The organism is Pseudomonas sp. BB438, assembly GCF_057180225.1.
Genome location: NZ_CM170001.1, coordinates 333031 through 355161, shown reverse-complemented (window position 1 = coordinate 355161; position 22131 = coordinate 333031). Strand labels below are relative to the sequence as shown.

The window sequence follows — 22131 nt, the reverse complement described above, 5'->3', positions numbered from 1 at the left end:
CTCAGACCTCCTGCTTCTTCAGGCAGGCCACGCTGAGTAGCGTCAGCACCACCACCATGGCCATCAACGGCAGGTAGTAGACCCAGAGGTCGGCGAAGCCCAGCGCCTTGGAGAAGGCGCCACGGCTGACGATCAGGAAGTGCGAGGTCGGGTAGAGCTTGCCGATCACCGCTGCCGCGCCCTCGAGCGACGACACCGGGTGGATCAGCCCGGAAAACTGGATGGCCGGGATCATGGTGGCAATGGCAGTGCCGAACACCGCGGCGATCTGGCTCTTCATGAAGGTCGAGAGCAGCAGGCCGAGCCCGGTGCTGGTCACCACGTAGAGGAACGCCCCCACCAGCAGCGCCAGGAAACTGCCCTTGAGCGGCACCTGGAACAGCAGCACGGCCATGGCCAGCATCAGCACGAAGTTGATCATGCCCATGCCGATGTAGGGCAGTTGCTTGCCGAGCAGGAACTCCAGGCGCGTGACCGGGGTGACATAGAGGTTGGTGATCGAGCCCAGCTCCTTCTCGCGCACCACGCCCAGCGCGGTGAGCATCGCCGGGATCATGATCAGCAGCAGCGGGATCACCGCCGGCACCATGGCCTTGAGGCTCTCCACGTCCGGGTTGTAGCGGAAGCGCACTTCGGTACTCGCCGCGGCACTGGCGGCGGCGTTGCCGTTCTGCCGCGCGAGGTCGGCGAGGTAGCTGGCATGCAGCCCCTGTACGTAACCGAGCACGGTGTTGGCGCGGGTCGGCATGGCGCCGTCGATCCACACGCCGATGGCCGGGTCGGCGCCGCGCTTGAGGTCGCGGCCGAAGTTCGGCGGAATCTCCACCGCCAGGCTGATGTCGCCGCTGCGCAGGCGCCGTTCGAGCTCGTCGGGATTCTGGATCGGTGCCTTCTCGATGAAGTAGCGCGAGCCGGCAATGTTCAGCGCATAGGCCTGGCTGGTGGTGGTCTGGTCGCGGTCGAGCACCGCGTAGGTGAGATCCTCGACGTCCATGTTGATGCCGTAGCCGATGATGAACATCAGCAGCGCGGTACCTACCAGCGCCAGGGTCAGGCGGATCGGGTCGCGGCGCAGCTCCATCGCTTCGCGACGCGCGTAGCTGAACAGGCGCAGCCAACTGAAGCGGTCGCTGCCCTTGTAGCGACCCGGTTCGGCCGGCGCCTCAGGAGCGGGTGTGGCGTCCGGCACCGGCGCGCTGCCGGCGGCTTCTTCCAGGTAGGCGATGAAGGTGGCTTCCAGGGTCGGCAGGCCGCGCTTGTCGATCAGGCCCTGCGGGGTGTCGCTGTCGAGCACCTTGCCGGCGTGCATCAGCGAGATGCGGTCGCAGCGCTCTGCCTCGTTCATGAAGTGGGTGGAGATGAAGATGGTTACGCCGTCGTTGCGCGACAGCTCCACCATCAGCTCCCAGAAGCCGTCGCGGGCGACCGGGTCGACGCCCGAGGTGGGCTCGTCGAGGATCAGGATTTCCGGCTTGTGGATGACCGCCACGGCCAGCGACAGGCGCTGGCGGATGCCCAGCGGCAGGCTGTCGGGCATCTCGTCCTTGACCTTGCCCAGGTCGAAGCGCTGGAGCATTTCCGCGACGCGCGGGCCGATCTGCTCATGCGGGATATGGAACAGCTTGGCGTGAAGTTCGAGGTTCTGCAGCACCGTCAGCTCGGCATACAGCGAGAAGGCCTGGGACATGTAACCGACGCGGCGGCGCGTCGCCATGTCGTCGGCGTTCACTGGCTGGCCGAACAGCGCACAGGTGCCTTCGCTGGCCGGCAACAGGCCGGTGAGCATCTTCATGGTGGTGGACTTGCCGCAGCCGTTGGAGCCGAGGAAGCCGAAGATTTCCCCGCGCTCGATGCGGAAGCTGACGTGGTCCACCGCGACGAAATCACCGAAGCGGCAGGTCAGCCCCTCGGCCTCGATGGCGATCTGCGGCGCGCCATCATTCTGCGGCCGAGGTGGGATGAGCAGCTTGTGGTGGCCGGCGCGCTTGCTCTCCGGCAGCAGCGCAATGAAGGCCTCTTCGAGGCTCTGCGTGCCGGTGTGCTCGCGCAGCTCGGCGGGCGTGCCGGTGGCGAGGACCTTGCCCTCGTCCATCGCCACCAGGTGATCGAAGCGTTCGGCCTCCTCCATGTAGGCGGTGGCCACCAGCACGCTCATGCCTTCGCGACCGGCGCGGATGCGCGCGATCAGTTCCCAGAACTGGTTGCGCGACAGCGGGTCGACGCCGGTGGTGGGCTCGTCGAGGATCAGCAGGTCGGGGTCGTGGATCAGCGCACAGCACAGCCCGAGCTTCTGCTTCATGCCGCCGGAGAGCTTGCCCGCCGGGCGCTCGGCGAAGGGCGCAAGGCCCGTGCTGTGCAGCAGGTCGGCGATGCGCCGCTCGCGCTCGGCCTTGTCATGGCCGAACAGGCGGCCGAAGAAGTCGACGTTCTCGAACACCGAGAGCGTGGGGTAGAGGTTCTTGCCCAGCCCCTGCGGCATGTAGGCGATGCGCGGGCACACCGCGCGGCGGTGACGGACGTCGCGCATGTCGCCGCCGAGCACCTGGATCTCGCCGTCCTGCATCTTCCGCGCGCCGGCCAGCAACGCCAGCAGGCTGGACTTGCCGACGCCATCCGGGCCGATCAGGCCGACCATGCGGTTGGCCGGAATCTCCAGGGTGACGTCGTCCACTGCGCGGGTCTCGCCGTAGCGCAGCGAGACGCCAGCCAGACGGGCCACGCAGTCGGCGGCACTCATTGCGGGACCTTGATCTGCAGGTCAGCCGGCCACTGCACCTGCGGGTCGAGACGCAGGTAGGCCATGCCCGGCACGCCGGTCTTCACGTAGGTGATGTACTTCTCCAGCAGGCCCGGGTCGAGACGCGCCTTGACGCGGAACATCAGCTTCTCGCGCTCGTTGGCGGTCTCCACGGTCTTGGGCGTGAACTGCGCGACGCTGGCAACATAGGAGACTTTTGCCGGGATCACGTACTCCGGCACGGCATCGATCACCAGGTGCACTTCCTGGCCCAACTCGACCTTGCCGGCCTGTGCGGAGGGCAGGAAGAAGGTCATGTAGACGTCGGCCAGGTCAACCATATTGAGCAGCTTGCCGCCGGCCGCCAACACCTCGCCCGGCTGCGCCACGCGATACTGCACGCGGCCGTTGCGTGGGGCCTTGAGCAGGCTGTCATCGATGTCCGCCTGCAGGCGCACGGTGCTCGCGGTGGCAGCCTCGATGGCTGACTGTGCCTCGATCACCTGGGAGCGCGCGGCGGAAATGCCGGCCTGTGCCGAGACCACCTGGGAACGCGCCGCGGCCAGCGCCGCCTGGGCGCTCTGCATGGCGGCGCGGTCGTCATCCAGTTGCTGTTGCGGCAGGGCGTTGCGCTTGACCAGCTGTTCGGTGCGGGTGAAGCGCTTCTGCGCAGCAGTCAGTTCCGCCTGGCGCTGGGCGACTACGGCTTCGGCGGTGGACTTCTCGCTGGTGCGCTGCGCCACCAGGGATTCGGCGGTGAGCTGGGCGTTCTGCGCCCGGCGCACTTCCGCCTGGGCCTGGGCGAGCTGGGCCTGGAGCACCTGGGTGTCCATCTTCGCCACCACATCGCCGGCCTTCACGAAGTCGCCCTCGTCCACCAGGATTTCTGCCACGCGGCCAGCCAGCTTGGTCGCCACGTCGACCTCGGTGGCCTCGATGCGACCATTGCCGCTGGCAAAGCCTTCTCCCAGGCCGGTCGGCTTGAATGTCTGCCAGGCCAGCGCGGCGAGCACAGCCACCACCAGCACCGCGAGACCGCGGGTGCGCCAGCTTTTTGCGTTTCCTGTCATCCGAGTATCCCCTTGTCCAGACGCTCGAATTCGAGCGAATCATGAAGGGATAGTCGGCGACCGGCGGCAAATGGGGCTTGATTCAGGTCAGGCGGGGCGAGGAATTTTCCTACGCGCCTTGTGGGACGGGACTTTCAGCCCGGTGTTGCGGCGTGGAGCCGCAGCCGGATGCCACGCCGCCTGCATGAGTCGTGCTCATGAAGGCGGGCCGGCCAGGGCCATCAGGGCTGGACGATCAGGTTGTTGAACAACAGATCGTCCACCAGCGGCTTGCCCTCTTCCTGCTGCAGCGCGGTCTGCACCTGCTTGAGGGCTTCCTGGCGCAGCTTCTCCTTGCCGTCGACGCTGCCGAGGGAGTCGTCGGTCTGTTGGGCGAACAGCATCACCAACTGGTTGCGGATCAGCGGCTCGTGGTGCTCCACCTTCTCGGAGGCCTCCTTGCCGGTGACCTTCAGCGCGATGTCGGCCTTGAAATACTTCAGGCGCGGACCGCTGCCGTAGTTGCCCACCAGCGCGGGGGTGAGGTCGACAAATACAGGCTTGTTGGCGTCTTCGGCCTTGGCCTCTTCTTCGGCGACAACGAAGGGACTGAAGGAAAGGACCAGCAACAGGGCGAGGAAAGCTCTCAAGGCGATGTCTCCGGATTCAATGTCGGAAAGGATAGCCACACTCGCGCCGACGCCCAAGCTATATCGGGGCATAAGCCCAGGCCATGGTCATTTGCCCCCTGTGCCTGCGCTCCTACACTGGCCCTCTACTCACAAAGAAGAACCTCCAACGGAGTACGTCCTCATGAAAGCCGTGCTGTGCAAAGCCTTCGGCCCCGCCGAAACCCTGGTGCTGGAAGACATCGCCAGCCCCGAGCCGAAGAAGAACGAAGTCCTGTTGCAGGTTCACGCCGCCGGGGTGAACTTCCCCGATACCCTGATCATCGAGGGCAAGTACCAGTTCAAGCCGCCCTTCCCGTTCTCTCCGGGTGGCGAGGCCGCCGGCGTGGTCGGCGCCGTCGGTGAGAAGGTCAGCCACGTGAAGCCCGGCGACCGCGTGATGGCGCTGACCGGCTGGGGCAGCTTCGCCGAAGAAGTGGCGGTACCCGGCTACAGCGTGATGCCGATCCCCGACGGCATGGACTTCGCCAGCGCCGCCGCCTTCGGCATGACCTACGGCACCTCCATGCACGCGCTCAAGCAACGCGCCAACCTGCAGCCGGGCGAGACCCTGCTGGTGCTCGGGGCCTCCGGTGGCGTGGGCCTGGCAGCCGTTGAGATCGGCAAGGCCATGGGCGCGAAGGTCATCGCCGCCGCCAGCAGCGAAGCCAAGCTGGAAGTGGCCAAGGCCGCCGGCGCCGACGTGTTGATCAACTACAGCGAAGGCAGCCTGAAGGACAAGCTCAAGGAAATCACCGGCGGCCAGGGCGTGGACGTGATCTACGACCCGGTGGGCGGCGACCTGTTCGAGGAAGCCTTCCGCTCCATCGCCTGGAACGGCCGCATGCTGGTGGTCGGTTTCGCCAGCGGCACCATCCCGTCGCTGCCGGCCAACCTCACCCTGCTCAAGGGCGCCTCCCTGGTCGGCGTGTTCTGGGGCTCCTTCGCCCAGCGTCAGCCGCAGGACAACGCGGCGAACTTCCAGCAGCTGTTCGCCTGGTTCGCCGAAGGCAGGATCAAGCCGCTGGTGTCCCAGACCTATCCGCTGGAGCAGGCGGCCGATGCGATCAACCACCTGGGCCAGCGCAAGGCGGTGGGCAAGGTAGTGGTGACTGTTCGCTGATAGCGTTCCGGCGACACAAATAGCCCCGCTCAAGCGGGGCTTTTTTCATTCCATCACGCCTACAGGGGAATCCGGCGTTGGGCGATTCGCGAGCAAGTTCGCTCCTACGAAAGCCCCATCTCGCCGGCTTTGGTTTTGGCTTTAAAAAGATTTCCAGAGAAACATCCACGCACGCCGAAGCGCCCCGTTCAGGAGGCCTCGTTGAGGCGGAGTTTCAGGGGTTGAGCGACATAAATGTCGCGAGAGCCACGATGGGCCAGGGATGGCCCGTCGTGGCGTGCCCCTGAAACTCCGCTTCAACGAGGGTATTTTTCGCCCCAAGCGAAAAACCGGATGTCCGGGGCAAGCCTTCTTGGTTACTTCTTTGGGGGCGGCCTTCCGACGTTTGGAAGAAGTGACTCGCCCGAGGGGGCGAAACAAGAAGCCTGCGCGTACGCCCGCGCGACGCGGGAAAGCCCGGCGCAAGGCAAACACGTCGCGGACGAAGTCCGCTCCTACGCGAGCCCGAAGCACCTGATATCTCCAGTAGGAGCTGATTTCGCGGAGAGGCTCCGCCCCTAGAAAAGCAAAAAGCCCCGCGTCAGCGGGGCTTCTTCTTTCTCCGAAGGTTCAGGAATACAGCGCCTTGAACTGCTCACGCAGCACATTCTTCTGCACCTTGCCCATCACGTTGCGCGGCAGCGCGTCGACCACCATCACCCGCTTGGGCTGCTTGAAGCGCGCCAGCTTGCCATCGAGGGCCGCGAGCACCTGCGCCTCGCTCGGCGCCTGACCCTTGCTGGCCACCAGCACGGCGGTCACGCCCTCACCGAAGTCCGGGTGCGGCACGCCGATCACCGCCGACTCGGCGACGCCCGGCAGGGTGTCGAGGATTTCCTCCAGTTCCTTGGGATACACGTTGAAGCCGCCGCTGATGATCATGTCCTTGTTGCGGCCGACGATCTGCACGTAGCCCTTGCCGTCGACGAAGCCGATGTCGCCGGTCATGAAGTAACCGTCCGCGCGCAGCTCCTCGGCGGTCTTCTCCGGCATGCGCCAGTAACCCTGGAACACGTTCGGCCCGCGCACTTCGATCATCCCCGGCTCGCCCTGGGGCAGCAGGGTCGGCTCGGCCTGGCCCGGGTCGGTGATGCGCAGCTCGACACCCGGCAGCGGGAAGCCCACGGTACCGGCGATGCGCTGGCCGTCCAGCGGGTTGGAGGTGTTCATGCCGGTCTCGGTCATGCCGTAGCGCTCGAGGATGGCCATGCCGGTGCGCTCGGAGAATGCCTTGTGGGTCTCGGCGGTGAGCGGCGCGGAGCCGGAGATGAACAGGCGCATGTGCGCCACCGCCTCGCGGGTCAGGCCCGGCTGGTCGAGCAGGCGAGTGTAGAAGGTTGGCACGCCCATCAGCAGGTTCACCTGGGGCAGCAGCTTGAGCATCTGCGCCGCGTCGAACTTGCTCAGGAAGAGCATCGAGCCGCCGGCCATCAGCAGGCTGTTGCAAGCCACGAACAGGCCGTGGATGTGGAAGATCGGCAGTGCGTGGAGCAGCCAGTCCTGCTCGGTGATCCGCCAGGCATCCACCAGCGCACGAGCATTGGAGACCAGGTTGCCGTGGCTGATCATCGCGCCCTTGGAGCGCCCGGTGGTGCCGGAGGTGTAGAGGATCGCGGCGAGATCGGAAGCGGCACGCTCGACGTCGGCGAAGCGCCCCGGCTTGCCGTGCACCTTGGCCATCAGCGAGCCGTCGCCGGCGTCGCCCAGGGTCTCCACGTGGGCCACGCCGCTGACATTCGCCAGCTCGCGGGCCTGGGCCTCGAAGGCCGGGGCGCAGACAAACAGCGAGGGCTCGGCGTCGTCGAGGAAGTAGCGCAGCTCCTCGCCGGTGTAGCCACTGTTGAGCGGCAGGTAGACCGCGCCGACACGCAGCACGGCGAGGTACAGCATGACCGTCTCGGGGCTCTTGTCGACCTGCACGGCGACACGGTCGCCCGGCTGCACGCCGAGTTCCACCAGCGCATGGGCGAACTGCGAGGTGCTGCGCAGCATGTCGGCGTAGCTGTAGCCGCCGCCGTCCGGGGTACGGATGAAGGGTTTGGACAGGTCGCTGGGCAGGTGTTTGCCGACTTCGGCGAAAAGGCTCTGGTTCATGGTGAGGTCCTAGCGTTTTGTTTTCGCCGACAGGGTGGCCAGCTTGCGCACCTCGGGTGAGGCGGTGACCGCGCCCTGGTTGGCGTAGGCTTCGTGGTTCTTTTCGATCTGGCGCAGTTCGTAGCGGTAATTGACCATCAGCCCGGCGGACTGGCGCAGACCGCTGCTGGAAAGGTCGCCGCGCCAGTTCAGGCGTTCCAGGCGTGCGCCATTGCCCAGGTGGAAGCGCGCCACCGGGTCCAACGGAAATCCCGCGCCATTGCGGGCATGCAGGAAGTACTCGGCCGCCAGCGCCAGCATCGGCTGCTCCGTGCGCGGCGGCGGCGCAGTGTCGGGCTTGAGCGCCTTGAGCAGGTCGGCGGCGGCCGCGCCCAGTTGCGGGTCCTCGCCCAGGCTGTCGAGCCAGCGGCGGAAGCCAGGCACCGGCGACAGGGTGACGAACTGGCGCAGGCCGGGAATCTCCCGCGCCAGCTCCTCCACCACCTGCTTGATCAGGAAGTTGCCGAAGGAAATACCGCGCAGGCCGTCCTGGCAGTTGCTGATGGAATAGAACACCGCGGTGTCAGGCTCGTCTGCCGAGTCACTAGCGGGCTTGCCCTCCAGAATCTCTGCAATCGCACCAGGCATGGAGCGGGTCAGCGCCACCTCGACGAAGATCAGTGGCTCGTCGGCCAGGGCCGGGTGGAAGAAGGCGAAGCAGCGGCGGTCGGCCGGCTGCAGGCGGCTGCGCAGGTCGTCCCAGTCCTTGATGGCGTGGACGGCCTCGTACTTGATGATCTTTTCCAGGATCGACGCCGGCGTCGACCAGTCGATCCGGCGCAGTACCAGGAAGCCCCGGTTGAACCAGGAGGCCAGCAGGTGCTGCAGGTCGTGGTCCACCGCCGCCAGCTCCGGCCTGGCTTTCAATTCCTGCAGCAGCAGGCGGCGCATGGCGATCAGTTCGGCAGTGCCGCCGGGCGCCTGGTTGAGGCGACGGAAGAGCTCCTGGCGCGGCGGCTCGCTGGCCTGGAACAACATCGTGGTGTTAGCCGACGACGGGTCGTCGAGGTAGCGCTGGCAGGCCTCGGCCAGCGCCTCGTGGGGCGGCGCGAAGTCCGTCAGCAGGGTGTCGAAGAAGGCTTTCTGCTGCTCCTGCGGACAGTCCCGATAGGCGCACAGGACCTGCTGCGCCAGGGCCACGCCCGAGGCTTCGCCGTGGCTGGAGATCAGCTTGTGGCAAGCCTGCGCCAGCGCCTGGGCATTGCCCGGCGCCGGCTCGCGCGATTCCAGCAGTTGCCGGCCGCGCTCGGTGATGCTCTGCAGCAGTTCCTGGAAGAAGCTGATGTTCATGCGTCCCCCTCAGCGTGTGGACAGTTGAATCAATCCCCCGCCAGCATGGGCGGCGGGCAGCGCTGATACCAGCGCGAGGCCTGCTCGTAGGCGTGGGCCAGCTGCAGCACGGCCATGTCGGCCTGGTGCTTGCCGATGATCTGCAGGCCCATGGGCAAGCCCTGCTCATTGAAGCCCACCGGCACGTTGGCCGCCGGGCAACCGGACAGGGTGGCCGGGATCACCACTTCCATCCAGCGGTGGTAGGTGTCCATGGCCTTGCCGGCGATTTCCTTTGGCCAGTCCCAGGTCTTGTCGAACGGGAAGACCTGGGCGCTGGGCAGCAGCAGGTAGTCGTAGCGCTCGAACAGCTGGCTGATCGCACGGTACCAGTCGCTGCGCGCGGCGGAGGCGCGAAACACGTCCATGGCGGAGAGCTTCAGGCCGTTCTCCACTTCCCAGATCGCCTCGGGCTTGAGCAGCTCGCGCTTGGTCGGGTCGGTGTAGGCCGCGCCCAGGGAGCCGGCGACCATCCAGTGACGCAGGGTGCGCCAGGTGTCCCACAGGCGTTCCGGCGAAAAGCCCATGGCGGTCTCCTCGACGTGGCAGCCGATGGCTTCGAAGTCGGCGAAGGATTGGCGGCACAGCTCCAGCACGCCCTTCTCCATGGGCAAGTGACCCCCCAGGTCGCCCAGCCAGCCAAGGCGCGCGCCCTTGAAGTCACGCTCCAGCTTGCCGGCGAATTGCTCGCCGCTCTCGGCAATGGACAGCGGGGCACGGGCATCACCGCCGGCCTGTACCGACAGCAGCAGCGCCACGTCGCGCACGCTGCGGCCCATGGGGCCTTCGTAGCCGAGCTGGTCGATGAACAGGTCGGCGCTGTCGTCAAAGGGCACGCGGCCCTGGGACGGACGGAAACCGACGATGTTGTTGAAGGCCGCCGGGTTGCGCAGCGAGCCCATCATGTCGCTGCCGTCGGCCACCGGGACCATCTGCAGCGCCAGGGCCGCCGCCGCGCCACCGCTGCTGCCGCCGGCGGTGCGTTCGGGCGCGTAGGCGCAGCCGGTGGCACCGAAGATCGGGTTGTAGCTGTGGGAGCCGAGGCCGAATTCGGGGGTGTTGGTCTTGCCGATGATGATCGCCCCGGCCGCCTTGATGCGCTCGACCATGATGCCGTCGCGCTCGGGCAGGTAGTCGCGGAACAGCGGCGAACCGAGGGTGGTGCGGATGCCCCGAGTCAGCGACAGGTCCTTCACCGCGTGGGGCAGGCCGTGCATCCAGCCTCGGTACTCGCCACGGGCCAGTTCGGCGTCGCGCTGGTCGGCTTCGGCCAGCAGGAGATCGTCCGGTTGCTGGCTGACGATGGCGTTCACCGCCGGGTTGAAACGCTCGATCTGGTCGAGGTGCGCCTGCATCACTTCACGGCAGGAAACCTGGCGCAGGCGGATGCGCTGGGCCAGTTCGTGGGCCTGGAGCTGGACGAGTTCGTTGTGCTTGTTCTTCTGGCTCATGGAACGAGGCCTTTTTTCATCAGGGCTTCCGCGATGGGAAGGTTCAGTCGGGTTCAACGACCCCATCAGCGGATGGGGCTTGTATCGAGTAGCGCGTTCGCCGGGCCGCACGCTGCCGGCACGCCCACCCAGGTGGACGCGAGCAGCGTCGGTCTGAGACGTCCCCGGTCGGGGATCAGCGCATCAGGTTGGTCCAGATACGGTCGGCCAGGCGGATCGCGCCTTCGCCGCAGGTCTTGCTGAACACCACCTTGGTGCCCTCGGGGATGTGCAGTTCCGGCGCATCCTTCAGGCTGGCGTCGAGGAAGGGTTCCACGCCCTTGATCGGGCTCTGGTGCTTGAGGAAGTTCTGGGTCATCGCCGAGTTTTCCGGCTGGCTGAGGAAGGCGATGAACTTCTTCGCGTTCTCCGGGTGCTTGGCGCCGGCAGGGATCACCAGATTGTCCACCCAGGCCATCACGCCCTCTTTCGGGTAGAGGTACTTCAGGCTGGACTTCATCTCACGCGCGCGCATCGACGAGCCGCCCCAGAACATCGACATGTCGACTTCGCCCGAGGCCAGGTTCTCGCGGATCGAGCCGGCCTTGGAGCTGTAGGTCTTCACGAAGGGCTTCTGGTTCTTCAACAGGGTCAGCACCTGTTGCATCTGCTTGGGGTCTTCGCTGCACAGCGGGATGCCCAGGTAGAGGCTGGCGGTATCGATCACCTCGCTCGCCGAATCGAACATGTTGATCTTGCCCTGCAGCTCCGCCGGCGGGGTGAACAGTACCGAGTAGCTGTCGGCCGGGCCGCTGTACTTGGCGCTGTCCAGCACCACGCTGGTGGTGCCCCAGATGAAGGGCACGGCATAAGCGCCTTCCGGGTCCCAGGTGGGCTTCTTCAGGTTGTCTTCGACGTTGGCGTAGTAGGGCTGGCTGGCCGGGTCGAAGCGCTCCAGCAACTTCTCCTGGATCAGGATCGGTACGAACTGGTGCGACGGAATGGCCACGTCGTAACCCGTGCCGCCCTGCTTGAGTTTGGCCAGCAGGGTTTCGTTGGAGTCGTAGGAATCCACGGTCACCTTGATGCCGGTTTCCTTCTCGAATTTCTCGAGGATCTGTGGCGTGAAATAGCCACTCCAGCTCACCACGTTCAGTTGTTCGGCGGCGTGCACGTTGGCCACCAGACCCATGGCCAGCGAGGCCCCTACAGCAGCGATCAGTTTGCTCATCTTCTACTCCGGTATGTGGGCTCAGGCCTTCTTCTTGCCGAGCAGGTAGGACAGGGTTACGAACAGCACGGAAACGCCGAGGATCAGGGTCGACACCGCGTTCACATCGGGCGTCACGCCCATGCGCAGCAGGCCGAAGATGAAGATCGGCAAGGTGGTGGTGCCAGCCTGGGAGACCATCATCGAGATCACGAAGTTATCCAGCGAAACGATGAAGGCCAGCATCACCCCGGAGAAAATCCCCGGCATCAGCAACGGCAGGGTCACCTTGCGGAAGGTCCGCCAGGGCCCTGCGTAGAGGTCCGCGGCGGCCTGTTCCAGGGACAGGTCCATGTCGTTCAGGCGGGCACGGATCGGCAGGTAGGCGAACGGGATGCAGAACACCGTGTGGGCGATGATCAGGTTGCCGTAGCCCAGCGACAGGCCGAGGGTGGAGAACAGCGCCAGGGTGGCGACGCCGACGACAATCTCGGGCAGCACCAGCGGCAGCATGATCGCCCCCATGGACAGGCGCAGGCCCTTGAACTTGGCCCCGCGCGAGGTACCCAGTGCAGCCAGGGTAGCGATCGCGGTGGCGATCACGCTGGCGCACACGGCGATCAGCAGGCTGTTGCCGGCGGCCTGCCGCAGCGCCTGGTTGGCGAAGGCGCTGCGGTACCAGTCGAGGCTGAAGCCGGTCCACACGGTGGCGGACTGGTTGGCGTTGAACGAGAGCACCACCAGCACCACGATGGGCGCGTAGAGGTACAGGTAGAACAGCAAGCTCAGGGCTCCGAAGCCACGGAAATCCTGCACACCCAGACGGCGTTTGGTCAGCAGCGAGAGCATCATTCACCTCCCTGGGCGATGCGCAGGCGTTCGGCGCGCATCGCGTAGAACATCAGCACCAGCATCACGGCGCCCATCAGTACCAGCGACAGCGCTGCACCGAAGGGCCAGTTCCGCGAGTCGCTGAACTGCCGGAAGATCAGGTTGCCAAGCATCATCTTGGTGCCGCCGCCGAGCAGTTCGGGGGCGATCATCGCGCCCAGGCAGGGCACGAAGGTGAGGATGGCGCCGGCCAGGATGCCCGGGCGGGCGATCGGCAGGACGACCTTGCGCAGCGTGCGGATGCGTCCCGCGTAGAGATCCTGGGCGGCCTCCAGCAGGCGCATGTCCATCTTCTCGAGGGTGGCGTAGATCGGCAGCACCACGAAGGGCGCGTAGGTGTAGACCAGGCCCAGCAGCACGGCACCGTCGGTGTAGAGCATGTTCAACGGCTGGTGAATGATGCCGAGGCTCATCAGCGTGCCGTTGACCACACCGGTACCGCGCAGCAGCAGGATCCAGGCGTAGGTGCGGATCAGCAGGTTGGCCCAGAACGGCACGGTGATCAGGAAGATCAGCAGGCCGCGACGGTGCGCCGGCTGCATCGCCAGCCACACCGCCACCGGGAAGCCCACCAGCAGGGTGATGACAGTGGTCGCCGCGGCAATGCCGATGGAGCGCAGCGCGATCATCACGTAGGAGTCGGCGAAGGCCAGGCTGTCGTCGAGCTGGCGCTCGAACAGCAGCGAGACATAGGCGTCGATGCTGAAGTGCGGGTTCACCCCGCCATAGGGGTTGGCCTGCATCAGCGAGTAACCGACCACGATGACGATCGGCACGATCAGGAACAGCCCGATGGAGACCAGCGCCGGCGATACGCCGAGGAAGCTGCGCAGCGCCTGGCGCCGCTCCAGCGAATTGCCGGAGCTTGTGGATAACTGCTTCATGTTCACCCCCGCTCAGTCCACCAGGACGCTGGCGCTACCTTTCTCGAACAGCAGCCCGGCGCGTTGCCCGGCTGCCAGGCGCCCACGCTGGCCGGCGCTGTTGGGCGCGCGGACGGTCAGGCGGGTGCCATCGGCAAGACTGACCTGGTACTGCAGGTCGGTGCCCAGGTAGATCTGCTGGACCACGCTGCACGGCGTGGCCGCCAACGTGTCCTCGGCCACCAGTTGCAGGCGCTCGGGACGGATCGACAGGGTGACCTCGGCGCCGACCTTGAGGCCTTCGCGGGCCTGGGCCTCGATCAGCTGGTCGCCGGGAAGACGGTAGTGCGCGCAGTCGCCGGTGACGTTCTCGACACGGGCCGGGAGGAAGTTGGTCTCGCCAATGAAGTCGGCGACGAAGCGGTTGCGCGGGTGTTCGTAGATGTCGTCCGGACGGCCGACCTGCTGCACCTCGCCCTCGGAGAGCACGGCGATGCGGTCGGACATGGTCAGGGCTTCTTCCTGGTCATGGGTGACGAAGATGAAGGTGATGCCGGTCTTGGACTGGATCGCCTTGAGCTCTTCGCGCATGGCCTGGCGCAACTTGAGGTCGAGCGCCGACAGCGGCTCGTCGAGCAGCAGCACCTTGGGATGCGGCGCCAGCGCGCGGGCCAGGGCGACGCGCTGTTGCTGGCCACCGGAGAGCTGGGTCGGCTTGCGCTGGGCGAAGCGTTCCATCTGCACCAGGGCAAGCATCTCGCGGACGCGCTCGACGACCTGCACCTTGCTCATGCGCTGGCCCATCGGGTGGGATTCCAGGCCGAAGGCCAGGTTCTCGGCGATGGTCATGTGCGGGAACAGTGCGTAGTGCTGGAACACGGTGTTCACCGGGCGCTCGAAGGGCGGCCGGTCGGCGATGTTCTCGCCGTAGAGCTGGATTTCCCCGGAGGTGGGGAACTCGAAGCCGGCGATCATCCGCAGCAGGGTGGTCTTGCCGCAGCCCGAAGGGCCGAGCAGGGTGAAGAACTCGTTGTCGCGGATGTCCAGGTCGACGCATTTGAGCGCGACGGGACCGCTGGCCGGGTCGCCGTAGACCTTGCGCACGGAGCGGATAGAGACCGCCGCCGTCTGCAGGCTGTGCAGGGCATTCATGGTGAAACCTCCGCATCCTTCCCGTCCGCCGCACGCTGGCGCTCGGGGGATCTTGTAGTTGTTCTGGCAGGGCTGGAGTAAACGCTGGATGCAGCGCTGGCCGTGGGTTCGGCTCGATATTGTGGTGATGCTGCTGGAGCGGATATTCGAAGAAAGGTGGTTGAGCGAAAAGCTCAATTTTCTTACATTCGCTGTTAAATAAATTAATAGCTGAGCTGATACCTGGGCTCACCACCGAGACTTGCGTCCATGTCCATCCAGCGTCTTCCGCCGCTCAATGCCGTTCGCGCCTTCGAGGCCGCCGCCCGGCTGGGCAGCTATGTCGCCGCCTCGAAAGACCTGCATGTGACGCAGCCGGCCATCGGCCGTCACGTGAAGCTGCTGGAGGATTGGCTGGGCGTACAGTTGTTCGAGCGCACCCCGCGCGGAGTGAGCCTGACGCCCGCCGGGCAGCGTTACTACGCGAAGATATCCACAGCCCTGCAGCAGATCGCCGACGCCGGCCACGAACTGGCCCCCGGCGGCACCGCGCGCTGGCTCAAGATCCTGGTGGTGCCGGCCTTCGCCAAGCGCTGGCTGATGCCGCGCCTGGAAACCCTGCGCCAGCAGCGCCCGGGCCTGAAGGTCGCCGTGGAACCCAACCCGACTTTCACCGAAGTTGACGGTAAAAGCGCCGATCTCGGGATCGTCTACGGACTTCCCGGCGTCTATCCGCAGTGCCACAGCACCCTGGTTCGGCCGGCGGTTTTCCCGGTGTGCTCGCCCGCCTACCTCGAAGAACACGGACCGCTGACCAGCGTGCACGAGCTGGCACAGCACAAGCTGATCCACGTCGACGATGGCGAATGGTGGAACCTCTGGCTCTCCACCATCGGGCTGGACTTGCGGGTGAATTCCGACGTGCTCTACGTCAGCAACGACCACGCGCTGTCCATGGCCGAGGCCGGCCACGGCATCGCCCTGGCCAACCTGGTGCTGGTGAAGCACCAGCTGGCCGCCGGCACGCTGGTGCGACCGCTGCCCGAGGAAGTGCCGCTGGAAAGCTACCAGTTGCTGCTGCCCACCGGCGCGGTGAGCGCCGACGTGGCCTGGTTCGAGGACTGGATTCGCGCGGCGTTGCAGGAGGAATTCTCGCCCAGCGCGGAGCCGCGTGACTGAGTCAGCCGCATGGCTAGGCGGAACGCCGAAGACAGTGCGTCCAGCACGGCGAGACGCCCCAACGACGCCTGGCGGTTGAATCAGCCGCGCGGCGCGTAGGCGAACACGTCGGCGCGCATCTGATGCGGGTCCATGCCCGCCGCCACCAGTGCATCCAGGGTGCCGTAGACCATCGCCGGCGAGCCGCTGGCGTAGACACGCAGGCCGGACAATTCGGCAAAGTCCTCGCACACTGCTTCATGCAACAGACCGCAGCGCCCCTGCCAGCCGCACAGGTCGCTGACGATCTTGTGCAGATGCAGGTTGGGTACGCCCTCCCACTGCTCCCAGTGCGGCAGCTCGTAGAAGTCTTCCGGGCGACGCACGCCCCAGTAGAGGTGCACCGGATGGGCGAAGCCGGTGGCACGGCAGAATTCGATCAGGCTGTGCATCTGCGCCATGCCGGTCCCGGCGGCGATCAGCACCAGCGGGCCGTCCGGCAAGTCAGCCAGGTGCGCGTCGCCGAACGGCATCTGCACGCGGGCGAAGCGGTCGCGCTGCAACTGGGTCAGCAGCTCGATGGCACTGTTCTCACGGGCCAGGATGTGCAGTTCCAGGTCACGCCCTTCCTGCGGCGCGGAGGCCAGGGAGAAGGCCGCCGGATCGTTGCCCGCGCGCTCGATCAGCACGTACTGTCCGGCGTGGTAGCGCGGCGGCTTGCCGGCCGGGGCGCGCAGGCGCACACGCCAGACGTCGCCACCCACCGGCTCGCAGAGGGTCAGTTGGCAGGACAGCGTGCGCACCGGCAGTTCGCCGGGGGCCAGCACGCCGTCCCAGTGCAGCACGCAGTCTTCCAGCGGCTCGGCCAGGCAGGTGAAGAGTTCGCCATGGTCGCGCACCTCGCCGTCCTGGCGCACACGGCCTTCCACCAGCAGTGCCGCGCAGATATGGCAGTTGCCGTTGCGGCAGCTCTGCGGGCACTCATAGCCCAGGCGCCGCGCACCGTCGAGGATACGTTCCCCGGGCCGCAGCTCGAGCTGGGCGCCGGAGGGTTGCAAGGTCACTTTCAAGCGCTGTTCTCGTTCTTCTAGAGGGCGGCCTCTGGCGCACCGCCGCCCTTGGTGTTCGACGGCCCGTCAGTCGATGCCCAGGCTCGCCCAGATTTCGTCGACGCGACGGGTCACCGCCGGATCCTTCTCGATCACCCGCCCCCACTCGCGGCTGGTCTCGCCCGGCCACTTGTGGGTGGCATCCAGGCCCATCTTCGAGCCGAGGCCGGAGATCGGCGAGGCGAAGTCCAGGTAGTCGATCGGCGTGTTGTCGATCATCACCGTGTCGCGCTTGGGGTCCATGCGCGTGGTGATGGCCCAGATCACGTCGTTCCAGTCGCGGGCGTTGATGTCGTCGTCGGTGACGATAACGAACTTGGTGTACATGAACTGTCGCAGGAACGACCAGACACCGAGCATCACGCGTTTGGCGTGGCCGGGGTACTGCTTCTTCATGGTCACCACCGCCATGCGGTAGGAGCAACCCTCGGGCGGCAGGTAGAAGTCGGTGATCTCGGGGAACTGCTTCTGCAGGATCGGCACGAAGACTTCGTTCAGCGCCACACCGAGGATCGCCGGCTCATCCGGCGGGCGGCCGGTATACGTACTGTGGTAGATCGGTTTCTGCCGGCGAGTGATGCGCTCGACGGTGAACACCGGGAAACGGTCCACCTCGTTGTAGTAGCCGGTGTGGTCGCCGTACGGGCCTTCATCGGCCATCTCGCCGGGATGGATCACCCCTTCGAGGACGATTTCGGCGCTGGCCGGCACCTGCAGGTCATTGCCGATGCACTTGACCAGTTCGGTCTTGTGCCCGCGCAGCAGGCCGGCGAAGGCATACTCGGAGAGGTTGTCCGGCACCGGGGTCACGGCGCCAAGAATGGTCGCCGGGTCCGCACCGAGGGCCACGGCCACCGGATAAGGCTGGCCGGGATGCTTCTGGCACCACTCGCGGAAGTCCAGCGCGCCACCACGGTGGCTGAGCCAGCGCATGATGACCTTGTTGCGGCCGATCACCTGCTGGCGGTAGATACCCAGGTTCTGCCGTTCCTTGTTCGGCCCGCGGGTGACCGTCAGGCCCCAGGTGATCAGCGGCGCGACGTCGCCGGGCCAGCAGGTCTGTACCGGCAGCTTCGACAGGTCGACAGCGTCGCCCTCTTCGATCACTTCCTGGCACGGCGCATCCCGAAGAACCTTGGGCGCCATGTTGATGACCTTCTTGAAGATCGGCAGCTTGGACCAGGCGTCCTTCAATCCCTTGGGCGGCTCGGGTTCCTTGAGGAAGGCCAGCAGCTTGCCGATCTCGCGCAGCTCGGAGACATCCTCTGCGCCCATGCCCAGGGCCACGCGCTCAGGCGTGCCGAACAGGTTGCCGAGTACGGGAATGTCATGGCCGGTAGGCTTTTCGAACAGCAGGGCCGGGCCCTTGGCGCGCAGGGTGCGGTCGCACACCTCGGTCATTTCCAGCACCGGGGATACCGGGGCCTGGATGCGCTTGAGCTGTCCGCGCTGCTCCAGGGCAGCGATGAACTCGCGCAGGTCGCGATACTGCATGAGGGTCTCGATGGCGGCAGGATGATGCGACAGTCTACCGCGCATCGCCGGCAGGCAGAAACACGAAGGCCGGGTTTCCCCGGCCTTGTGGCATTGCAGCAGCGCGCAGAGTCACTGACAAATCTGAGCGAAGCGGTTCTGGCTAGGCGCCTGGCCTCAGACAGTACTTTGTGTACGGCAGAGGCCAGGCAACAATGTCAGAACAGATTTGCCGGCGACTCTTACTTGCTGCGCTTCATCGAGTCGAAGAACTCGTCGTTGGTCTTCGTTTGGCGCAGCTTGTCCAGGAGGAATTCCACGGCGGCGATCTCGTCCATCGGGTGGAGGATCTTGCGCAGGATCCACATGCGCTGCAGCTCTTCCTCACCGGTGAGCAGCTCTTCGCGACGGGTGCCGGAGCGATTGATGTTGATCGCCGGGAACACGCGCTTTTCCGAAATGCGACGGTCGAGGATGAGCTCCGAGTTACCGGTACCCTTGAATTCCTCGTAGATCACTTCGTCCATCTTCGAGCCGGTTTCGATCAGCGCGGTGGCGAGGATGGTCAGCGAACCGCCTTCCTCGATGTTGCGCGCGGCACCGAAGAAGCGCTTGGGCTTTTCCAGGGCATGGGCGTCGACACCACCGGTGAGCACCTTGCCGGAGCTCGGGATCACGGTGTTGTAGGCACGAGCCAGACGGGTGATGGAGTCGAGCAGGATGATCACGTCCTTCTTGTGCTCGACCAGACGCTTGGCCTTCTCGATCACCATCTCGGCGACCTGCACGTGGCGGGTCGGCGGCTCGTCGAAGGTGGACGCGACCACTTCGCCGCGCACGGTGCGCTGCATCTCGGTCACTTCTTCCGGGCGCTCGTCGATCAGCAGGACGATCAGGTGGCACTCGGGGTTGTTGCGGGTAATGTTCGAGGCAATGTTCTGCAGCATGATGGTCTTGCCCGCTTTCGGCGGGGCGACGATCAGGCCGCGCTGGCCCTTGCCGATCGGCGAGCAGAGGTCGATCACACGACCGGTGAGGTCCTCGGTGGAGCCGTTGCCGGCTTCCATGGTCAGGCGCTTGGTCGGGAACAGCGGCGTCAGGTTCTCGAAGAGAATCTTGTTCTTCGCGTTCTCCGGACGATCGAAGTTGATCGAGTCGACTTTCAGCAGGGCGAAGTAACGCTCGCCTTCCTTCGGCGGTCGAATCTTGCCGATGATGGTATCGCCCGTGCGCAGGTTGAAGCGACGGATCTGGCTGGGCGAGACGTAGATGTCGTCGGGGCCGGCCAGGTACGAGGAATCGGCGGAGCGCAGGAAGCCGAAGCCATCCTGGAGAATCTCCAGCACGCCGTCACCGGAGATTTCCTCGCCGCTTTTCGCATGCTTCTTCAGCAGCGCGAAGATGATGTCCTGCTTGCGCGAACGGGCCATGTTTTCCAGGCCCATGGCATCGGACATTTCCAGCAATTCGGCAATCGGCTTTTGCTTGAGTTCGGTCAGATTCATAGAAGGGACGTAAATACGCTGAAAGGGGAAAAGGGAACAAGCGTGATGCTTGAAGAGCCGCGCCGTAGATGACGGACAGGATCGCTTGGAATTCGAATGGGAAGTGCGTCGGCGACGGCTTGCAGGGGACAACGAAACAATCGTTGTGCGCCCGAATTTAACACCCGAGTTTCGGAGCGTCTAGGGGCAATAACGAAAAACCCCCGCGCATTGGCGGGGCTTTTCGGGATTCTTCGACTTAGATGTTGCTGTCGAGGAAGGCAGCCAGCTGCGACTTGGACAGTGCGCCGACCTTGGTCGCTTCGACATTGCCGCCCTTGAACAGCATCAGGGTCGGGATGCCGCGCACGCCGTACTTCGGCGGGGTGTCCTGGTTCTCGTCGATGTTCAGCTTGCAGACTTTCAGCTTGCCCTGATAGTCCTTGGCGATCTCGTCCAGTACCGGGGCGATCATCTTGCACGGGCCGCACCATTCGGCCCAGTAGTCGACCAGCACGGGACCGTCGGACTTCAGTACGTCCTGCTCGAAGCTGGCATCGGTAACATTGACGATATGTTCGCTCATGTATTCTCTCCGTCAATCGGATGCGAAAAAGTGTCCGCCATCATATCCCGCCTCGGCCCACACCGAAAGGCGCAGCCGATTGAGTGTATCTATCGCTGCCACGGTGACTTCTGATCGGTGACAACCCCTTCATTGGCACTCCCTGCCTAAAATGGCAGGATGTCTCCCGTATTTACCCGGACCTGCCCCTATGCCCCATACCCCTGCCAAGACCTTTCCGATGATCGCGGCCATTGACCTTGGCTCGAACAGTTTCCACATGGTTTTGGCGAAGGCCGATCACGGCGAGATACGCATTCTTGAGCGGTTGGGCGAGAAGGTCCAGCTGGCCGCGGGCATCGGCGAGAACCGCATGCTCACCGAGGAAGCGATGCAGCGCGGCTACGACTGCCTGAAGCAGTTCGCCCAGTTCATCAACGGCATGCCGCCGGGCTCGGTGCGCGTCGTGGGCACCAACGCCCTGCGCGAAGCGCGCAACCGCGCCGAATTCATCCGCGTCGCCGACCAGATCCTCGGCCACCCGGTGGAAGTCATCTCCGGCCGCGAAGAAGCGCGCCTGATCTACCTGGGCGTTTCCCACACCCTGCCGGACAACCCGGGCAAGCGCCTGGTGGTCGACATCGGCGGCGGCAGCACCGAGTTCATCATCGGCCAGCAGTTCGAATCGCAGCTGCGCGAGAGCCTGCAGATGGGTTGCGTGAGCTTCACCCAGCGCTACTTCAAGGACGGCAAGATCACCCCAGCGCGCTACGCGCAGGCCTATACCTCGGCCCGCCTGGAGCTGATGAGCATCGAGAACAGCCTGCGTCGCCTGGGCTGGGACGAGGCTGTGGGCGCCTCCGGCACCATCCGCGCGATCTGCCTGGCGATCCAGGCTGGCGGCCACGGCAACGGCGAGATCAACCCCGAAGGCCTGGCCTGGCTCAAGCGCAAGATGTTCAAGCTGGGCGAGGTCGAGAAGCTCGACATCGACGGCATCAAGCCTGACCGCCGGCCGATCTTCCCGGCCGGCATGGCGATTCTCGAGGCGCTGTTCGACGCCCTCGAGCTGACCCGCATGACCCATTCCGAAGGCGCTCTGCGCGAAGGCGTGCTCTACGACCTGCTGGGCCGCCACCATCACGAGGACGTTCGCGAGCGCACCATCGGCGCACTCATGGAGCGCTACCACGTCGACCCGGAGCAGGCCGCGCGCGTCGAGACCAAGGCGCTGGAATCCCTGGAGCAGGTCGCCAAGGCCTGGGACCTGAACGACGAGGGCCACCGTGAGCTGCTGATGTGGGCTGCCCGCGTCCACGAACTCGGCCTGGACATCGCTCACTATCACTACCACAAGCACGGCGCCTACCTGCTGGAGCACTCGGACCTGGCCGGCTTCTCGCGCCTGGACCAGCTGACCCTGGCACTGCTGGTGCGCGGCCACCGCCGCAACATCCCGGTGGACAAGTTCAACGAACTGGGCGACGAGGGCGACAAGCTGATCCGCCTGTGCATCGTGCTGCGCTTCGCCATCCTCTTCCACCACATCCGTGGCACCCAGGAAATGCCAGCCGTGACCCTGAAGGCGTCCGGCAAATCGCTGGACGTGCGCTTCCCGGACGGCTGGCTGGCCGCCAACCCGCTGACCCAGGCGGACTTCGAACAGGAAGCCGAATGGCTCAAGCGCGTGGGTTACTCGCTCAGCGTGAGCTGATCGCCGCTTCCGCGACAGACGAAGG

Annotated in this window: 17 protein-coding genes; 3 read left to right on the top strand and 14 right to left on the bottom strand. The window is 65.4% G+C overall.

Annotated elements, in window-relative coordinates; all coding sequences use genetic code 11:
• Position 1: 1 nt before the first annotated feature.
• The 3 genes from rbbA to AC1ZV1_RS01675 form a co-directional block, all read right to left on the bottom strand.
• Positions 2-2737 carry a ribosome-associated ATPase/putative transporter RbbA gene (rbbA, locus tag AC1ZV1_RS01685; RefSeq protein WP_484295255.1) on the bottom strand — a complete coding sequence of 912 codons (2736 nt, stop codon included), beginning with the start codon at positions 2735-2737 and terminating at the stop codon, positions 2-4.
• Positions 2734-3807, bottom strand: a complete 1074-nt coding sequence (locus AC1ZV1_RS01680) for an HlyD family secretion protein (RefSeq protein WP_484295254.1) — start codon at positions 3805-3807, stop codon at positions 2734-2736. The genes rbbA and AC1ZV1_RS01680 overlap by 4 nt, the downstream gene beginning before the upstream one ends.
• A 221-nt stretch (positions 3808-4028) precedes the next feature.
• Positions 4029-4436 carry a flagellar basal body-associated protein FliL gene (locus tag AC1ZV1_RS01675; protein ID WP_484295253.1) on the bottom strand — a complete coding sequence of 136 codons (408 nt, stop codon included), beginning with the start codon at positions 4434-4436 and terminating at the stop codon, positions 4029-4031.
• A gap of 163 nt (positions 4437-4599) precedes the next feature.
• Here AC1ZV1_RS01675 and AC1ZV1_RS01670 point away from each other — a divergent pair, with 163 nt between their 5' ends.
• Positions 4600-5577 carry an NADPH:quinone oxidoreductase family protein gene (locus tag AC1ZV1_RS01670; protein WP_484295252.1) on the top strand — a complete coding sequence of 326 codons (978 nt, stop codon included), beginning with the start codon at positions 4600-4602 and terminating at the stop codon, positions 5575-5577.
• Between the two features lie 609 nt (positions 5578-6186).
• On the opposite strand, the gene AC1ZV1_RS01665 is transcribed toward AC1ZV1_RS01670, so the two are convergent.
• The 7 genes from AC1ZV1_RS01665 to AC1ZV1_RS01635 form a co-directional block, all read right to left on the bottom strand.
• Positions 6187-7710 (bottom strand): malonate--CoA ligase, encoded by a 1524-nt coding sequence (locus AC1ZV1_RS01665; RefSeq protein WP_484295251.1) that lies wholly within the window; start codon positions 7708-7710, stop codon positions 6187-6189.
• Positions 7711-7719: 9 nt separating this feature from the next.
• Positions 7720-9039 carry a malonyl-CoA decarboxylase gene (locus AC1ZV1_RS01660; RefSeq protein ID WP_484295250.1) on the bottom strand — a complete coding sequence of 440 codons (1320 nt, stop codon included), beginning with the start codon at positions 9037-9039 and terminating at the stop codon, positions 7720-7722.
• A 29-nt stretch (positions 9040-9068) separates the two neighbouring features.
• Positions 9069-10529, bottom strand: coding sequence for an amidase (locus tag AC1ZV1_RS01655; RefSeq protein ID WP_484295249.1), 1461 nt, complete (start codon positions 10527-10529; stop codon positions 9069-9071).
• Between the two features lie 175 nt (positions 10530-10704).
• Entirely contained in the window at positions 10705-11700 is a 996-nt protein-coding gene (locus AC1ZV1_RS01650; protein WP_484297686.1) for an ABC transporter substrate-binding protein, read from the bottom strand.
• A gap of 60 nt (positions 11701-11760) precedes the next feature.
• Complete coding sequence (locus AC1ZV1_RS01645) at positions 11761-12567, bottom strand: ABC transporter permease (protein ID WP_484297685.1); 807 nt, start codon at positions 12565-12567, stop codon at positions 11761-11763.
• Positions 12567-13493, bottom strand: a complete 927-nt coding sequence (locus tag AC1ZV1_RS01640; RefSeq protein WP_484295248.1) for an ABC transporter permease — start codon at positions 13491-13493, stop codon at positions 12567-12569. The genes AC1ZV1_RS01645 and AC1ZV1_RS01640 overlap by 1 nt, the downstream gene beginning before the upstream one ends.
• Positions 13494-13505: 12 nt before the next feature.
• On the bottom strand, positions 13506-14624 hold the full coding sequence (locus AC1ZV1_RS01635; protein ID WP_484295247.1) for an ABC transporter ATP-binding protein: 1119 nt from the start codon (positions 14622-14624) through the stop codon (positions 13506-13508).
• 249 nt (positions 14625-14873) lie between these two features.
• Here AC1ZV1_RS01635 and AC1ZV1_RS01630 point away from each other — a divergent pair, with 249 nt between their 5' ends.
• A complete protein-coding gene (locus AC1ZV1_RS01630) occupies positions 14874-15782 on the top strand; it encodes a LysR substrate-binding domain-containing protein (RefSeq protein WP_484295246.1) in 909 nt (302 codons plus the stop codon).
• 80 nt (positions 15783-15862) lie between these two features.
• On the opposite strand, the gene AC1ZV1_RS01625 is transcribed toward AC1ZV1_RS01630, so the two are convergent.
• The 4 genes from AC1ZV1_RS01625 to trxA all read right to left on the bottom strand — a co-directional run bounded on the left by AC1ZV1_RS01625 (position 15863) and on the right by trxA (position 20413).
• Complete coding sequence (locus tag AC1ZV1_RS01625) at positions 15863-16831, bottom strand: CDP-6-deoxy-delta-3,4-glucoseen reductase (RefSeq protein ID WP_484295245.1); 969 nt, start codon at positions 16829-16831, stop codon at positions 15863-15865.
• Positions 16832-16897: 66 nt separating this feature from the next.
• A complete protein-coding gene (ubiD, locus tag AC1ZV1_RS01620; protein WP_484295244.1) occupies positions 16898-18364 on the bottom strand; it encodes a 4-hydroxy-3-polyprenylbenzoate decarboxylase in 1467 nt (488 codons plus the stop codon).
• Positions 18365-18585: 221 nt separating this feature from the next.
• On the bottom strand, positions 18586-19848 hold the full coding sequence (gene rho / locus AC1ZV1_RS01615) for a transcription termination factor Rho (RefSeq protein ID WP_015475046.1): 1263 nt from the start codon (positions 19846-19848) through the stop codon (positions 18586-18588).
• Positions 19849-20086: 238 nt separating this feature from the next.
• On the bottom strand, positions 20087-20413 hold the full coding sequence (gene trxA / locus AC1ZV1_RS01610) for a thioredoxin TrxA (RefSeq protein ID WP_015475045.1): 327 nt from the start codon (positions 20411-20413) through the stop codon (positions 20087-20089).
• 190 nt (positions 20414-20603) lie between these two features.
• On the opposite strand from trxA, the gene ppx reads away from it, so the two are divergent.
• Positions 20604-22106, top strand: coding sequence for an exopolyphosphatase (gene ppx, locus AC1ZV1_RS01605; protein WP_484295243.1), 1503 nt, complete (start codon positions 20604-20606; stop codon positions 22104-22106).
• Positions 22107-22131: the final 25 nt, after the last annotated feature.

Excerpts from the sequence above, each read along its gene's own strand:
- rbbA (WP_484295255.1), bottom strand. The coding sequence starts at position 2,737 with ATGAGTGCCGCCGACTGCGTGGCCCGTCTGGCTGGCGTCTCGCTGCGC.
- AC1ZV1_RS01680 (WP_484295254.1), bottom strand. The coding sequence starts at position 3,807 with ATGACAGGAAACGCAAAAAGCTGGCGCACCCGCGGTCTCGCGGTGCTG.
- AC1ZV1_RS01670 (WP_484295252.1), top strand. The coding sequence starts at position 4,600 with ATGAAAGCCGTGCTGTGCAAAGCCTTCGGCCCCGCCGAAACCCTGGTG.
- AC1ZV1_RS01665 (WP_484295251.1), bottom strand. The coding sequence starts at position 7,710 with ATGAACCAGAGCCTTTTCGCCGAAGTCGGCAAACACCTGCCCAGCGAC.
- AC1ZV1_RS01660 (WP_484295250.1), bottom strand. The coding sequence starts at position 9,039 with ATGAACATCAGCTTCTTCCAGGAACTGCTGCAGAGCATCACCGAGCGC.
- AC1ZV1_RS01655 (WP_484295249.1), bottom strand. The coding sequence starts at position 10,529 with ATGAGCCAGAAGAACAAGCACAACGAACTCGTCCAGCTCCAGGCCCAC.
- AC1ZV1_RS01650 (WP_484297686.1), bottom strand. The coding sequence starts at position 11,700 with ATGGGTCTGGTGGCCAACGTGCACGCCGCCGAACAACTGAACGTGGTG.
- AC1ZV1_RS01645 (WP_484297685.1), bottom strand. The coding sequence starts at position 12,567 with ATGCTCTCGCTGCTGACCAAACGCCGTCTGGGTGTGCAGGATTTCCGT.
- AC1ZV1_RS01640 (WP_484295248.1), bottom strand. The coding sequence starts at position 13,493 with ATGAAGCAGTTATCCACAAGCTCCGGCAATTCGCTGGAGCGGCGCCAG.
- AC1ZV1_RS01635 (WP_484295247.1), bottom strand. The coding sequence starts at position 14,624 with ATGAATGCCCTGCACAGCCTGCAGACGGCGGCGGTCTCTATCCGCTCC.
- AC1ZV1_RS01630 (WP_484295246.1), top strand. The coding sequence starts at position 14,874 with ATGTCCATCCAGCGTCTTCCGCCGCTCAATGCCGTTCGCGCCTTCGAG.
- ubiD (WP_484295244.1), bottom strand. The coding sequence starts at position 18,364 with ATGCAGTATCGCGACCTGCGCGAGTTCATCGCTGCCCTGGAGCAGCGC.
- rho (WP_015475046.1), bottom strand. The coding sequence starts at position 19,848 with ATGAATCTGACCGAACTCAAGCAAAAGCCGATTGCCGAATTGCTGGAA.
- trxA (WP_015475045.1), bottom strand. The coding sequence starts at position 20,413 with ATGAGCGAACATATCGTCAATGTTACCGATGCCAGCTTCGAGCAGGAC.
- ppx (WP_484295243.1), top strand. The coding sequence starts at position 20,604 with ATGCCCCATACCCCTGCCAAGACCTTTCCGATGATCGCGGCCATTGAC.